Below are 13,986 nucleotides of genomic sequence, written 5' to 3' on the forward strand. Positions count from 1 at the left end.
GCCGGCCAGGGCCCTAGGCCCGAGCGGCGTGCTGCCTGCGCGGGAGCGGGACCGGCGTCTCGCTCGCGCGCATCATCACGCAGTCGAACTCGAGCACCCGGCCGGTGCTGATCTCCCGGGTCACCGGATACATTCCGGTGACCTCGAAGCCCTGCTGCTCGTACTCGGCGAGCGCCTCGGACATCCGCGGGCTGCCCTCGTAGATTCGCAGAAGCGCGACCTCCGACTGCATTCCGACGAATTCGGAGATGCGCTCCCCCGCCCCGGCGAACACCTCGAGGTCGTAGCCCTGGGTGTCCATCTTGAGATAGGGCTGCGGATTGTCGATTCCGATGAGCGCCTTGTCCATGACTTCGTCGAGCCGGCAGACCTGAATGTCCTCGGTGCCGCCTTTGACGAATCGCTTGTACCGGGTGTTCCCGTAGTCGCTGGGCGGCAGGAGCGAGCTCATCGTCTGCCATTCCACGTGCATGGGCTGCACGGTGTTCACGCGGCCGAGGCCGCAGGGGACGACATGCCAGTCCGGGTCGCCCTCGGCGCGTTCGCGCAGCCTTTCCAGAAACCGCGGAACCGGCTCGAAGGAAACGATCCGCCCCGTGTACCCGAACTCCCGCAGCCGCCTTCCGTACTGGCCGACGTTGGCCCCGACGTCGAATACACAGTTCACGCCGTACGACTCGAGCATGGCGGCCACGTGGCGAGCGCCGAGGTAGTCGGCCGCCGCCTTCTGGAAACCGTGCTCCTGGTCACGCGACGTCCGCTCGTCGACAATCAGCCGAGCCCCTTCGGCGAGCGCGCTCGCGGCCCACTTTCCGCCGTGGGTGACGAGATGCGCCCCGTCCCCCAGGCGGGTTCCGGTCCACTTCCCGCGACTGGTGACGAGATGCGCCCCGTCCTCCAGGCGGGCCCCGGTCCACTTCCGCCGGCTCCGCGCAAGGACCGCGGCTCCGGGAGCCAGATTCACGACCTGAGTGCCGGTCCGCGCGACGTTGTTGAGCAGGGTTCTGTACACGCTAGCCATACGCCCACATTTGCAGCCGCCCCGCCGGGACCCGGCGCACCGACTCGCTGCCGCCAAATGACATCCGGCCGCCCGATCCACCTGCGTCACAGGTCAGAAGCCGCGCCAGGGTGTCTCCCGCCACCGCTGTTTCACCCGAAAGAGAGCGATCCCGGTCGGGTCATCACAGAAACCGGTCATCACGGAAACCCGCTGACGGCCCCTTCGTGATCAACGCGCCTACAGCGACAACAGCGGAGTCAGCCGTGCCACCGGCGGCAGTTCCCCGCGTTCGGCCGGGCGTGTCTCGAAGGCCTGGATCACGAAGGCGGCGAAGCGGCGGGAGGCCGCGACGCGGGCGGAGGGCGAGCCGGCCTGGATGCCCCGGTTGGCCATGAGCATCAGGATCAGGTCGTCGAGGACGAAGTCGGGGCGCAGGCGGCCGGTGTCCTTGGCGCGGCGGGCGATCTCGGCGATGGCCTTCAGCGTGTACGCGCGGTTCTCGGCGAAGTCCACGGACTCGGGGAACGCGGACATGAAGGCCTCGGTGAAGCCGCGGTCGCGGGCGTGCATCTCGCAGGTCTCCTCGATCACGTGACAGAAGCCGTGCCAGGGATCCGGGTCGGCGAGCCCTTCGTCGACGAGCCTGCGGCATCCCCGCATCTCCTCCGTGAAGGCCGCCGTGACCAGGTCCTGCTTGGTCGGGAAGCGGCGGTAGAGGGTGGCCGGGCCGACCTCGGCGCGGCGGGCGATCTCCCGCATCGGCACGTTCAGGCCTTCGGCGGCGAACACGGCGCGGGCCGCGTCCAGGATGCGTTCGCGGTTGTCGAGGGCGTCGGAGCGCAGTGTCTGAGGCAAACGTTCGGTCACCTCTCTCACTTTACTCAAACGGACGGGGGCGTCCGTTAGCGTCCGAAAGTCCCACCCGGAGACAGCCGCACCGGGTCACCCGAGACACCTGAGTAGGCACCATGAAGGCCATCGCGATCCAGGAATTCGGACGCCCCGAGGGCATGGCGGTCGTCGACCTCCCCGCTCCGGCCCCCGCCGCCGGGCAGGTGCTGATCGCCACCGAGGCGATCGGTGTCGGCGGGGTCGACGCGCTCATCCGCAGCGGCGCCCTCGCCGCGTACGGCTTTTTCCAGGAGGGTCATGTGCCCGGCAGTGAGGTGGCGGGGACCGTGACGGCCGTGGGCGCCGGTGTGGACGCCTCGTGGGTGGGCCGGCGCGTATGGGCGTTCACAGGCACGGGCGGCGGCTACGTCGAGCAGGCCGTCGCCCCCGTGGACGCGGTCCTCCCCCTGCCTGCCGACCTGTCCGCCGCCGACGCCGTGACGCTGGGCACCTCCGGCGTGGTCGCGCACTTCGCCCTGCGCCACGCCCACTTCGCCCCTGGTGAGTCCGTGCTGGTGCGCGGCGCGGCCGGCAGCCTGGGGATCCCGGCGGTGCAGCTCGCGGGGCGCGGCGGGGCGAGCGCGGTCGCGGTCACCACGTCGTCGGCCGAGCGCGGCGAACGCCTGCGCAAGCTGGGCGCCACCCACGTGCTGGACCGCACCGGCGCCGTCACCGACGACGAGGCCCCCGAGGGCTACGACGTCGTCATCGACATCATCGCCGGCCCGGACATGCCGACATTCCTCGACCTCCTCAACCCCAACGGCCGCCTGGTGGCGATCGGCATGGTCGCGGGACCGCCGCCCGCGGATCTCGCCGCGCACATGACGGCGGACTTCCGGAAGTCGATGTCGTTCGCCACCTTCAGCGCCGACACCGTCCCCGAGGCCGCCCAACGCGCCGTACGCACCGAGCTGTTCGCGGGAGAGCTCGCCCTGGATCCGGTGGTGCACGCCGTGCTCCCCCTGGACGAGGCCGTGCGGGCGCACCAGTTGATGGAGTCCGGCGAGGCCTTCGGCCGGATCGTGCTCGTGCCGTAGCTCAGCGCGCCAGCTCCCTGCCGATCTCCCCGGCCGCGTCCGTGACCTGGGCCGCGAGGTCCGCCCGCGCGCGGCCGGCCTCGGTGAGGCGGTGGGTGGGGCCCGCGATGCTGATGGCGCCGACGGTTCGGCCGGAGGCGTCGCGGAGCGGGGCGCCGATCGCGGTCCTGCCGTCCGCGTGCTCGTCGACGGAGGCGGCCCAGCCCCGGCGGCGTATCTCGTACAACTCGGCGGCCAGGGCGGCATGTTCGGTGAGGCTGCGGTCGGTGAAGGCCGGCAGCTTCTCGGGCACGTCCAGGTCGTGGTCGAAGGCGAGCAGGGTCTTGCCGACGGCCGAGGCGTGCAGCGGCAGGTGGGTGCCGAGGCGCAGGACCTGGGTGCTGTCGTCGGGGCGGAAGACGTGGTGGACGACGAGGGCCGCGCCTTCGTGCGGGGTGGCGATCCAGACCGATTCGCCGCTGCGCGCGGCGAGGGTGTCGGCGCTGTGCAGGGAGCGGGCGCGCAGCTCGTTCGTGTCGAGGTCGCCGTTGCTCAGGTGGAGCAGCGAGGCGCCGATCCGGTACTTGCCGGTGGCCGGGTCCTGTGCCACCAGACCCGCCGCGACAAGCGTGCCGAGGATGCCGTGCAGGGACTCCTTGGGCAGTCCCATCGCGCGGGCCAGCTCCGTCACCCCGAAAGGCCGGGGCCCGGACGCGAGCAGCCGAAGGACGAGCGCCGCCCGCTCCACCGACTGGATCCGCTCTGCCACGCGGGCACGGTAGCCCACCGTTGGTCGACGGCGGCCCCCGGCCCTACCTTCGTAGACGTCAAGACATCACCGGACCGACGTTTCCCGCGGAAATGAGCACCCCATGTCGAAGATCCTTTTCGTGATGACCGGCGCCGACCACTGGACCCTGGCCGACGGCACCCACCACCCCACGGGCTTCTGGGCCGAGGAGGCCATCGCCCCGTACGACGCCTTCAAGGCGGCGGGCCACGAGATCGTCGTGGCGACGCCGGGCGGCGTGGTCCCCACCGTCGACGCGGGCAGCCTCGCGCCCGAGTTCAACGACGGGCAGGAGAACGCCGCCCGCATGGCCGCCGCCGTGTCCTCGAACGCCGAGCTGCGCTCCCCCGTCAAGCTGGAGGAGGTGGACCTGGACGACTACGCGGCCGTCTTCTACCCCGGCGGCCACGGCCCGATGGAGGACCTCTCCTCCGACGCCGCGTCCGGCGCCCTGCTCACCCGCGCGCTGGAGTCCGGCAAGCCGCTCGGCGTCGTCTGCCACGCGCCCGCGGCGATGCTGGCCGCCACGAAGCCCGACGGCGCCAACGCCTTCGCGGGCTACGACGTCGCCGCGTTCACCAACGTCGAGGAGGCCCAGGCCGGCTTCGCCGACAAGGCGCGCTGGCTGCTCCAGGACCGGCTCACGGAGGCCGGGGTGAACGTCCAGGTCGGAGAGCCGTGGGCGCCGCACGTGGTGGTCGACCGCAATCTGGTCACCGGGCAGAACCCGGCCTCCTCCGCCCCGCTCGCGGCCGAGCTGCTGAAAAAGCTGCCCTGACCACCGATCTCCTCCGCGGATGACACAGTGGACGCACACGTTCCGTTCGTCTCGTGGAGGTTCCCCCCGCATGCGTCTGCTGCTCATACGTCACGGCCAGACCCCGTCCAACCTGAAGCGCCTGCTGGACTCCGCGGCGCCGGGCCCCGGCCTGACGCCGCTCGGCCTCGAGCAGGCGGCGGCGCTGCCGGAGACGCTGGCCGACGAGCGGATCGACGCCCTGTACGCCTCCACCCTCGTGCGCACGCAGCTCACCGCCGCGCCCCTGTCCCGGTCGACCGGCCTCGACGTCGTGATCCGGGACGGGATCCGGGAGATCGCGGCCGGGGACCTGGAGATGCGCGGCGACGACGAGTCCGCGCAGAAGTACCTCAACACCGCGTTCTCCTGGTCCTCCGGCGACACCTCGATCCGGATGCCGGGGGGTGAGACCGGCGAGGAGACGCTCGGCCGCTTCGACGCGGTGGTCTCCGAGGCGGCCGGGACCGGTGCGGACACCGTGGCGATGGTCAGCCACGGCGCCGTGATCCGCACCTGGACGGCGGCGCGGGCGGGCAACGTCGACGTCGCCTTCGTCGCCGCCCGCCCGCTGCCCAACACCGGCATCGTCACCCTCACCGGCTCGCCGGAGCAGGGCTGGGAACTCGAGCTGTGGGAGGGCAGGCCGCTGGGCCGGTGACCCGCTCCCTGCCCGGTTTCCTCAGGACCCGAGGACGGCCGGGTCCGGGCCCACGCGCTCGCCGGTCTCCAGGCCGGCGAGCGCGGCCATGTCGTCCGCGGCCAGCTCGAAGTCGAAGACGGCGATGTTCTCGCGGATGCGGGACGGGGTCACCGACTTCGGGATGACGACGTTGCCGAGCTGGAGGTGCCAGCGCAGCACGATCTGCGCGGGGCTGCGGTCGTACTTGCGGGCGAGCGCGGTGACGATCTCGTCGTCCAGGACGCCGTTGCCGCGGCCCAGCGGGGACCAGGCCTCCGTCGCGATGCCGTGCTTCGCGTCGTACGCGCGCAGCTCGCTCTGCTGGAGCCGCGGGTGCAGCTCGATCTGGTTGAGCGCCGGGACGACGGAGGTCTCGGCGGCGAGCCGGTCGAGGTGCTCGGGCAGGAAGTTGGAGACGCCGATGGCGCGGGCCCGGCCACTGGCGAGGATCTCCTCGAACGCCTGCCACGTCTCGACGTACTTGTCGCGCGACGGCACCGGCCAGTGGATCAGGTACAGATCGACGTAGTCCATGCCGAGCCGGTCGAGGGAGGCGTCGAACGCGCGCAGCGTGGTGTCCCGGCCCTGCTCGGTGTTCCACAGCTTGGTGGTGACGAAGACGTCCTCGCGGGCCAGGCCGTAGTCGGCGATGGCGCGGCCGGTGCCCTTCTCGTTCTCGTACAGGGCCGCCGTGTCGATGCTGCGGTAGCCCGCGTCCAGGGCGCTCGTGACCGCGGCGTGCGCCTCGTCGTCGGGGACCTGGAAGACGCCGAAGCCGAGCTGCGGCATGGTGACGCCGTTGTTGAGGGTGACCTCGGGAGTGCTGCTCATGACTCGTGTGTCCTTACGTGGTGACTCAAGTCCGGTGTGTCGCAAGACGTGCGTACGTCCCTCGAGGCGCATGCCCGTCCCTTGCAACGTACGTCTTCTCGGCGCGGGTGGTTCACGAGGGGTCAGCAGGCCGCGCCGCCGGTGGCCGCGTGCGGGTTCGCGGCGCTGCCCTCGGTGCTCAGCAGGACGACGAGCGATGCGGGGCCGAGGCCCAGCGCCGCGCGCCGTTTCTCGGCGCCCGGTCCCGTGAGTGCCGCGCGCAGTCCCGCGAGGGGCGCGGCGCCGCAGGGGCCCGAGGAGACACCGAGGTCCGCGAGGCGGACGGCCGCGCGGGCACTGTCGGTGTCCCGGACGGCGACGGCCGCGTCGAGGCCCGCGGCCAGGTACGGCCAGGCGAGTGTGGAGGGTGTGCCGCAGTTGAGGCCGGCCATGCCGGTGTCTCCCGTGGTGACGCTGGTGGGTTCGCCGCGGGTGAGGCTTTCGAGGACGCAGGCCGCGGACTCCGGTTCCACGGAGAGCAGGGCGGGCGCGTGCCCGCGGCGGCGGCTGCGGTAGTGGGTCACCACGGCCTGGGCCAGGGAGCCGACGCCCACGGGCACCACGACGAGGTCCGGTTCCTGGGTACCCAGTTGCTCGTCCACCTCGGCGCAGAGCGTGGAGTAGCCCTCGACGATCCACCCCGGAATCCGTTCGTAGCCGGGCCACGCGGTGTCCTGGACCAGAACACGGCCGGGCGCCTCGGCCGCGTCCGCCGCACGGCGCACCGCCTCGTCGTACGTCCCCGGCACCTCGGTGACCTCCGCGCCTTCCGCGGCGACGGCGGCCACGGCCCCCGGGTGAACGCCCCGCGGCACGAGCACGTGGGCGCGGTGCCCCAGCAGCCGGGCGGTGCGGGCGACGGCCCGGCCGTGGTTCCCGTCGGTGGCGGTCACGAGGGTGATCGGGCCCCGTGCTCCGGCGAGCGCACGGTGGACGGCCCAGGACGCGCCGAGGGCCTTGAAGGCGGGCAGCCCGAGACGGCTCGACTCGTCCTTGACGAGAACCCGTCCGACCTCCATCTCCTCGGCCAGTTCGGGGAGTTCTGTCAGCGGCGTCGGGGCGTAGCCGGGCAGCGCGGCATGGAATGCGCGTACGTCGGCGGGGGCGGGCGCGCAGCGCCAGGCACGGGCGCCGGGCCGGTCGATCCATGGCAGCGGGACACGGGGGAGGTCAGGATGCTCGCTCACACGATCAGCCTGCGGTCCTCGCCCGCCATCGGTCCAGCGAACGCATGGCCCGGTCGGGGACGACAGTCGAGTGCTTTTCCGTTGACACTTTGACGTTTTGCGCTCAAACATGGGGCGAATCAAGCATGCTCTTGCACGGACATCACCCACATCGAGCAGGCCGACGCGGCCGTCATTCGGGAGTTGACCTCGTGACCCGACCCTCACCGCAGCAGCCGAACCGGCCCCGGCTGAGCCGCAGACGGCTGCTGTCGAGCACGGCGCTCGTGCTGGGTGCCACGGCCGCCCTGCCCGCCCGGGGCACGCCCGCCCTCGCGGCCACCGGCGGCGGAGCGGATTTCGACACCGGGCCCGCCGACGCGGCGCTGCGCCGGCTGCTCCCCCGCCACCACGACCAGGTCACCTTCCGCCCGCTCGACGGCGGGGGTGCGGCCGACCGTTTCCGGGTCTCCGGCACGCGCGGGCACATCGTCGTCGAGGGCACGACCCCGGCCACCCTCCTCGCCGGCCTGCACCGCTATCTGCGCGAGGCCGCCCACGCCTGCGTGACCTGGAACGGCGAGCAGCTGCACCTTCCGGCGCAACTGCCCGCACGCGCCGAGGAGTTGGCGGCTTCGGCGAACGTCTCCCACCGGTTCGCCCTCAACGACACCAACGACGGCTACACCGGCCCCTACCGCGACTGGGACGCCTGGCAGCGGGAGCTGGACGTGCTCGCTCTGCACGGCTTCAACGAGGTCCTGGTGACGACGGGCGTGGAGGCCGCCTACTTCGACACGTTCCGGCGGTTCGGCTACTCCGAGGCCGAGCTGCTGGCGTGGATCCCCGCCCCGGCGCACCAGCCGTGGTGGCTGCTCCAGAACATGTCGGGCTTCGGCGGCCCGATCAGCCGGCGCCTGCTCGAGCGGCGCGCCGACCTCGGGCGCAAAATCGCCGACTGCGTGCGGGAGTTGGGCATGACGCCGGTGCTCCCGGGCTGGTTCGGCACCGTGCCCGACGGTTTCCCCGAGCGGGTCGACGGGGCGCAGGTCGTCCCGCAGGGCACGTGGAGCGGGTTCGAGCGCCCCGACTGGCTCGACCCTCGCACCAAGGCCTTCACCGAGGTGGGCGCCGAGTTCTACACCCGCCTCGACGCACGGCTCGGCGGCACCTCCATGTACAAGATGGATCTGCTGCACGAGGGCGGCCGGCCGGGCGACGTACCGGTCGGCGAGGCCGCACGCGCCGTCGAGACCGCGCTGCGCACGGCCCACCCCGGCGCCGTGTGGGCGATCCTCGGCTGGCAGAGCAATCCGCGCCGCGAGATCCTCGACGCCGTCGACCGCGACCGGATGCTGATCGTCGACGGCCTGTCCGACCGGTACGCCACGGTGACCGACCGGGAGAGCGACTGGGGCGACACCCCGTACGCGTACGGCAGCATCTGGAACTTCGGCGGGCACACCGCGCTCGGCGCCAACACCCCGGACTGGGTGGAGAGTTACCCGCGCTGGCGGGACAAGGACGGCAGCAGACTGTCGGGGATCGCCGCGATGCCGGAGGGGGCGGACAACAACCCCGCGGCGCTCGCGCTCCTCGGGGACCTCGCGTGGACGGCGGGCAGCGTCGACCTGGACGACTGGTTCGGGCGGTGGGCTGCGGCCCGCTACGGCGGCACCGACCGGCACGCGGCCGCGGCCTGGCGGGTGCTGCGCGAGACGGCGTACGGGATGCGCCGCACCGACTCCTGGAGCGAGCCGCCGGACGGCCTCTTCGGGGCCAGGCCAGGGCTGAACGTGAAGTCGGCCGCCGCGTGGAGCCCGCAGGCCGAGCGCTACGACACCGCGGCGTTCGACCACGCCCTGACCGAACTCCTCTCCGTGGACGCGGACTTGCGCGACAGCTCCGCCTACCGGCACGACCTGCTCGACGTCGCCCGGCAGGTGCTCGCCAACCGCAGCCGCGTACTGCTGCCGCAGATCACATCGGCGTACGAGGTCCGCGACGCGACGCTGTTCGGGCAGTTGACGCGGACGTGGCTCGACTGGATGAGGCTCCTCGACGACGCACTGGCCACCTCGGAGCAGCATCTGCTGGGCCGATGGCTCGCCGAGGCCCGCGCCTGGGGAGCCGATCGCGCGGAACAGGACCGGCTCGAGTACGACGCCCGGTCGATCCTGACGACCTGGGGCGACCGGGACGGCAGCGACGCGGGGCTGCGCGACTACGCCAACCGGGAGTGGTCCGGCCTGGTCTCCGGCCTCTATCTGCCGCGCTGGCAAAGGTACTTCGCCGAGCTGACGGAGGCGCTCGCCGAGCAGCGGGAGCCCGCCGGGATCGACTGGTTCGCGATGGACGACAAGTGGGCGCACGGGCACGAGACGTATCCGCAGCGCCCCTTGGGGTCGATCGAGCGTCTCGCGCGCCGGATCCACGACACCCTCGCGGGCGCCGCGCACCAGGCCACACTGACCGCCTCCGTCGCGCACGCCGCCGTCTCCGCCGACAAGCCGGTCACCGTCGAGGTCACGTTCGCCAACCGCAACGGTCTCGCGCCCGCACGAGGGGTCACCCTCTCCCTCGACCTGCCCGACGGGCTCACCTCCCGCGCGGAGGGACCGGTCGTCGCGGCCGAGGTGGCACCCGGCGAGAAGTTCACGGCGCGCTTCACCGTGTCGCTGACGGGCGCGGTGGACAGGCTCGTGCTCCAGGTGCGCGCCGACGCCGCGTACCGGATGGGCACGGCCCGCGGCGCGGCGGTCGACGCGGTCCGGCTCCTGGCCGGCACCGGAGTCCAGGACCCGTACCGGACGGTGTCGTTCAACGACGCGGTGTTCGGCCAGTCCGGCGAGTCCTTCGCCATTCTGGGCGGCGGCGCCGATCTGTGGGGCGGCACGGACGAGTTCGGCGCGATCCACCGTCCCGGTTCCCTCACGGACGGGGCCTCCGCATCCGTCAGGGTCACAGCCCAGGACCGTACGGGCGGGTGGGCACGCGCGGGCCTGATGGTGCGCAACGACCTGACCGCGAAAGGGAGTCCGGGGTACGTGAACCTCGCGGTCACCCCGTCCAACGGCTGCGCGCTGTCCTGGGACGCCGACGGCGACGGCCGCCTCGACTCCGTCACGACGGCGGGCGGCTCGACGACCGCGCCGGTGCACCTGCGCCTGACCCGCCAAGGCGCCACGTACAAGGGCGAGTTCAGCGCGGACGGCACGACGTGGACGACGGTCGGCACGGCGTCCCCCGCGGGCGTCGCGGCGGGCGGGCAGGACGTGGGCGTGTTCATGAGTGCGGTGAACGGCGGGAGCGGAGAGCGGGGAATCGCGGAGTTCGACGGGCTGCGGGTCCGGGCCGGGCAGAGCTCATAGGGACATCGATGGCGATCGGGAGGGGGAGTTGACCGTGGAGAACATGCTGTCGGTGGGCCTCGGGGCCGGGATCGGGCTTCTGGGGGTCGTGTTCGGGTCGTGGTTCACCGCACGCCGACAGGACCGGATGTGGCTGCGCGAGCAGAAGCTCAAGGCCGGGGCCAATTTCAACACGGCCGTGGTGCAACTGATCGACTACCTCAAGGATTCCCGCCTGGGCGACGACGGCCCCGGCGCCAACGAGCTGACGAACCGGCTGCAAGAGGCCCGGTCGGCGCTCTACCTGCTGTGCGACGACGACACCGTCCGACTCGCCGACACCCTCGCCCGCCGGGTCTGGTCCGTCCGCCCCATCGCCGGCTCGGACGAACGCCGGGCCGAGTACCACGAGACGGTGGCCCACCTGCGCCGCTTCACCCAGCGACTCCGGCGGGAGATCGCCGGGTCGTGAGGGCGGGGCCGACTAGCGAAGCCCCGTCGCCGCCGCGCGCAGTTCCTCGAAGGCGGCCAGGACCAGGGGGGCCAGTTCTCCGGGGGCCTCGTCGCGGGTGGGGTCGGCCCACTCGGTGAAGCCCAGCTTGAAGGCCAGGACGCCGAGTTCCGCGGCGACCTGGGCCGTGGGTTCCGGGACGGCGCGGAGGCGCAGCGCCTCGACCATGGCGGCGGCCATGCCGATGCTCTTCAGCGCGTTGCGCTCCTGAAGTTCCTCGTTCGCCTCGATCGCCGCGTGCAGCAGCGGGCTCAGCTCGCGGTTGAAGGAGGTCATCTCGCCCGAGGCGCGCTCGAGGCCCGCCGCGACGGCAGCGGCCGGGGTCGCATCGTCGGGGGCCTCGGTGATGCCCTCGACCAGCAGGCGACTGAGGGTCTTCTGGCCCGCGGTGAGGATCTCCCGCTTGTCGGCGAAGTGCCGGTGGAAGGTGCTGCGGGTGAGGCCCGCGCGCTCGGCGATCTGGGCGACCGTCGTGTCGTCGTAGCCCTGCTCCGCGAACAGGCTCAGCGCCGCCACGACCAGGCGCTGCCGGGCATCCGGCTTCCATCTCGGCATATGGCCAGTCTAAGTGATGCGACACATGTCGCATCATCGGGTGTAGCGTGGTGGGTGATGCGACATGTGTCGCATCACTCATCCTCGCACCTGGGAGTCCGCCATGCGCGTCTTCATCACCGGCGGCACGGGCCTGATCGGCTCTGCCGTCGTCGCCGAACTGCTCGCCGCGGGTCACGCGGTCACCGCCCTCGCCCGCTCCGACGCCTCCGCCGAGAAGGCCAGGGCCGCCGGTGCGGACGTGGTCCGTGGCGGGCTTACCGATCTCGACGTGCTGCGCACCGGCGCCGGGCAGGCGGACGGCGTCGTCCACCTCGCCTTCAGCAACGACTTCAGCTCGCCCGACGCGGTCGCGCGCTCCGTGGCGGAGGAGGGGGCCGCTCTGGCGGCGCTCGGTGACGCCCTCGTGGGCTCGGACAAGCCGCTCGTCACGGTGTCGGGCACGCCCTGGGTAGCGGGGCGCGCCTCCACCGAGGAGGATCCGCTGCCGACGGACGGGCTCGTCGGCGGGCGCGGCGTCTCCGTGACCCGCGCGCTCGACCTCGCCTCGCGCGGTGTGCGCAGCTCGGCCATCCGGCTGCCGCGCACCGTGCACAACGACGGGGACGGCGGATTCACCGGGCTGCTCACCCAGATCGCCCGCCGAACCGGCGTCGCGGGCTACCCCGGCGACGGCACGCAGCGCTGGCCCGCCGTGCACGCACTCGACGCCGCCGTGCTGTTCCGGCTGGCGCTGGAGAAGGCCCCTGCCGGGACCGCCTGGCAGGCCGTCGCCGACGAGGGCGTTGCCGTACGGGACATGGCCGCCGTCATCGGACGGCGGCTCGACCTCCCGGTCCAGTCCGTTCCTGGGGAGAACTTCGGCCCGCTCGGCCCGATGTTCGCGACCGACCAGCCGGCGAGCAGCGCACACACCCGCGCCGCTCTCGGCTGGCAGCCGACCCACCCGGGCCTGCTCGAGGACCTGGAGAGGATCGAGCCCTGACCGATCGGGCCTGCCGTGCGGTCAGGCCGCGGGGCCGTTGAACTCCGCGGCCACCGCGCGCAGCCCGCGGACCCCGTACTCGATGACCGGCTCCGCCTGCGGGCCGAAGCGCGGCGAGTGGTTGCCGGGGATTCCCGGGCGCGGCTGCGTCGGGTCCTCGCCCTCGTACAGCTTCGGGTCGAGGCTGCCCCACATCCAGAACACCGAGGGGCAGTCGAGGGTCGTGCCGAAGACGCCGAAGTCCTCGCTGCCGGAGAGCGGGCGCGCCATGTGCTGGACGCCCTCCTCCCCGTAGACGGACAGCAGGGCGGTGCGGACGCGTTCGGTCGCCTCGTCGTCGTTGACGGTGAGCGGGAAGGCGTTGAGCGGCTCGAACTCCGGCTCGCGCGGGGCGCCCGCGGTCTCGGCCTCGCCGCGGACGATGCGTTCGATGGCGGCGAGGACCCGCTCGCGGACCTTCGGGTCGAAGGTCCGGACGTTGACCTTGAGTTCGGCGCTGTCCGGGATGATGTTCTCCTTGTGGCCGGCCCGGAACGAGCCGACCGTCACCACGGCCGCGTCCTGGGCGGCGATCTCCCGGGAGACCACCGTCTGCAACCGGGTCACGACGTGTGCGCCGAGGACGATGGGGTCGACCGTCAGCTCGGGCTGGGAGCCGTGTCCGCCGGAGCCGAACAGGCGGATGCGGAAGCTGTCCGCGGCCGACATGGTCGTGCCGGGGCGCAGCGCCACGGTGCCGGTGGGCAGCGGGCTGACGTGCTGGCCGAGGCAGACGTCCGGACGCGGGAAACGGTCCGCGAAGCCGTCGTCGACCATGGCCCGCGCGCCCGCCGCGATCTCCTCGCCCGGCTGGAACACGGCGAGCAGCGTGCCGCGCCAGGACGTGCGGTCCGCCGCGTACAGGGCGGCCGCGCCGAGCAGCGCGGTCACGTGGTGGTCGTGGCCGCAGCCGTGCATCACCGGGACTTCGTGGCCGTCGGGCCCCGTCGCGGTGTCGGTCGAGGCGTAGGGCAGGCCGGTGTCCTCGGCGAGCGGGAGCCCGTCGGTGTCGGCGCGGAGCAGGACCGTGGGGCCCTCGCCGTTGGTGAGCACGCCGACGACGCCGGTGGTGCCGACGTGTTCCGTGACCTCCCAGCCCTGGGCGCGCAGCACGGTCGCGATGATCTCGGCGGTGCGGGTCTCGTGCATCGACAGCTCGGGGTGGGCATGCAGGTCCCGGTAGAGCTCGCCCAGGGCGGGCAGCAGCTGCACAAGGCCCTCGTCGGCGGGGGTGCCTGCGGGCAGCGTGAGCCGGGCGGGGTCGACCGGGCAGGCGGGGGTCGTGGAGGTGGTCATACGGCGAAGCTCCTTCGCTGAGTGGGGAGGGCG

Annotated in this window: 13 protein-coding genes; 6 read left to right on the forward strand and 7 right to left on the reverse strand. The window is 72.6% G+C overall.

Annotated elements, in window-relative coordinates; translation table 11 throughout:
* Nucleotides 1–13: 13 nt before the first annotated feature.
* A complete protein-coding gene (locus tag ACNYS0_RS02435) occupies nucleotides 14–1,021 on the reverse strand; it encodes an FkbM family methyltransferase (RefSeq protein WP_422470946.1) in 1,008 nt (335 codons plus the stop codon).
* Between the two features lie 219 nt (nucleotides 1,022–1,240).
* The gene (locus tag ACNYS0_RS02440) at nucleotides 1,241–1,870 is read right to left on the reverse strand and encodes a TetR/AcrR family transcriptional regulator (protein ID WP_422470947.1); all 630 of its coding nucleotides are present in this window, start codon (nucleotides 1,868–1,870) and stop codon (nucleotides 1,241–1,243) included.
* 101 nt (nucleotides 1,871–1,971) lie between these two features.
* Between ACNYS0_RS02440 and ACNYS0_RS02445 the strand changes: the two genes are divergently transcribed.
* On the forward strand, nucleotides 1,972–2,934 hold the full coding sequence (locus ACNYS0_RS02445) for a zinc-dependent alcohol dehydrogenase family protein (RefSeq protein ID WP_422470948.1): 963 nt from the start codon (nucleotides 1,972–1,974) through the stop codon (nucleotides 2,932–2,934).
* Between the two features lies 1 nt (nucleotide 2,935).
* On the opposite strand, the gene ACNYS0_RS02450 is transcribed toward ACNYS0_RS02445, so the two are convergent.
* Entirely contained in the window at nucleotides 2,936–3,682 is a 747-nt protein-coding gene (locus tag ACNYS0_RS02450) for an IclR family transcriptional regulator (RefSeq protein ID WP_422470949.1), read from the reverse strand.
* 103 nt (nucleotides 3,683–3,785) lie between these two features.
* Here ACNYS0_RS02450 and ACNYS0_RS02455 point away from each other — a divergent pair, with 103 nt between their 5' ends.
* Together ACNYS0_RS02455 and ACNYS0_RS02460 are read left to right on the forward strand one after the other, a co-directional pair.
* A complete protein-coding gene (locus tag ACNYS0_RS02455; RefSeq protein WP_422470950.1) occupies nucleotides 3,786–4,481 on the forward strand; it encodes a type 1 glutamine amidotransferase domain-containing protein in 696 nt (231 codons plus the stop codon).
* Nucleotides 4,482–4,551: 70 nt separating this feature from the next.
* Entirely contained in the window at nucleotides 4,552–5,160 is a 609-nt protein-coding gene (locus tag ACNYS0_RS02460) for a histidine phosphatase family protein (protein WP_422470951.1), read from the forward strand.
* A 21-nt stretch (nucleotides 5,161–5,181) separates the two neighbouring features.
* Here ACNYS0_RS02460 and ACNYS0_RS02465 read toward each other — a convergent pair whose 3' ends face one another.
* Together ACNYS0_RS02465 and ACNYS0_RS02470 are read right to left on the reverse strand one after the other, a co-directional pair.
* On the reverse strand, nucleotides 5,182–6,012 hold the full coding sequence (locus ACNYS0_RS02465; RefSeq protein ID WP_422470952.1) for an aldo/keto reductase: 831 nt from the start codon (nucleotides 6,010–6,012) through the stop codon (nucleotides 5,182–5,184).
* 122 nt (nucleotides 6,013–6,134) lie between these two features.
* Nucleotides 6,135–7,238, reverse strand: coding sequence for a pyridoxal-phosphate dependent enzyme (locus ACNYS0_RS02470; protein WP_422470953.1), 1,104 nt, complete (start codon nucleotides 7,236–7,238; stop codon nucleotides 6,135–6,137).
* Between the two features lie 191 nt (nucleotides 7,239–7,429).
* Between ACNYS0_RS02470 and ACNYS0_RS02475 the strand changes: the two genes are divergently transcribed.
* Both ACNYS0_RS02475 and ACNYS0_RS02480 read left to right on the forward strand, forming a co-directional pair.
* The gene (locus ACNYS0_RS02475; RefSeq protein ID WP_422470954.1) at nucleotides 7,430–10,588 is read left to right on the forward strand and encodes an alpha-N-acetylglucosaminidase; all 3,159 of its coding nucleotides are present in this window, start codon (nucleotides 7,430–7,432) and stop codon (nucleotides 10,586–10,588) included.
* A 34-nt stretch (nucleotides 10,589–10,622) separates the two neighbouring features.
* Nucleotides 10,623–11,039, forward strand: a complete 417-nt coding sequence (locus tag ACNYS0_RS02480; protein WP_422470955.1) for a hypothetical protein — start codon at nucleotides 10,623–10,625, stop codon at nucleotides 11,037–11,039.
* Between the two features lie 12 nt (nucleotides 11,040–11,051).
* Here the strand turns inward: ACNYS0_RS02480 and ACNYS0_RS02485 are convergent, their stop codons facing one another.
* Nucleotides 11,052–11,633, reverse strand: coding sequence for a TetR/AcrR family transcriptional regulator (locus ACNYS0_RS02485; RefSeq protein WP_422470956.1), 582 nt, complete (start codon nucleotides 11,631–11,633; stop codon nucleotides 11,052–11,054).
* 103 nt (nucleotides 11,634–11,736) lie between these two features.
* On the opposite strand from ACNYS0_RS02485, the gene ACNYS0_RS02490 reads away from it, so the two are divergent.
* Entirely contained in the window at nucleotides 11,737–12,618 is an 882-nt protein-coding gene (locus ACNYS0_RS02490) for an SDR family oxidoreductase (protein ID WP_422470957.1), read from the forward strand.
* 21 nt (nucleotides 12,619–12,639) lie between these two features.
* On the opposite strand, the gene ACNYS0_RS02495 is transcribed toward ACNYS0_RS02490, so the two are convergent.
* Nucleotides 12,640–13,953: an amidohydrolase gene (locus tag ACNYS0_RS02495; protein WP_422470958.1), complete on the reverse strand. Its 1,314-nt coding sequence runs from the start codon at nucleotides 13,951–13,953 to the stop codon at nucleotides 12,640–12,642.
* Nucleotides 13,954–13,986: the final 33 nt, after the last annotated feature.

It is taken from the genome of Streptomyces anthophorae (genome assembly GCF_049310305.1).
GTDB lineage: Bacteria > Actinomycetota > Actinomycetes > Streptomycetales > Streptomycetaceae > Streptomyces.

What these genes read in the sequence shown, in the direction of transcription:
- ACNYS0_RS02435 (WP_422470946.1), bottom strand. Translation starts at nt 1,021, where the DNA reads ATGGCTAGCGTGTACAGAACCCTGCTCAACAACGTCGCGCGGACCGGC.
- ACNYS0_RS02445 (WP_422470948.1), top strand. Translation starts at nt 1,972, where the DNA reads ATGAAGGCCATCGCGATCCAGGAATTCGGACGCCCCGAGGGCATGGCG.
- ACNYS0_RS02455 (WP_422470950.1), top strand. Translation starts at nt 3,786, where the DNA reads ATGTCGAAGATCCTTTTCGTGATGACCGGCGCCGACCACTGGACCCTG.
- ACNYS0_RS02460 (WP_422470951.1), top strand. Translation starts at nt 4,552, where the DNA reads ATGCGTCTGCTGCTCATACGTCACGGCCAGACCCCGTCCAACCTGAAG.
- ACNYS0_RS02465 (WP_422470952.1), bottom strand. Translation starts at nt 6,012, where the DNA reads ATGAGCAGCACTCCCGAGGTCACCCTCAACAACGGCGTCACCATGCCG.
- ACNYS0_RS02485 (WP_422470956.1), bottom strand. Translation starts at nt 11,633, where the DNA reads ATGCCGAGATGGAAGCCGGATGCCCGGCAGCGCCTGGTCGTGGCGGCG.
- ACNYS0_RS02490 (WP_422470957.1), top strand. Translation starts at nt 11,737, where the DNA reads ATGCGCGTCTTCATCACCGGCGGCACGGGCCTGATCGGCTCTGCCGTC.
- ACNYS0_RS02495 (WP_422470958.1), bottom strand. Translation starts at nt 13,953, where the DNA reads ATGACCACCTCCACGACCCCCGCCTGCCCGGTCGACCCCGCCCGGCTC.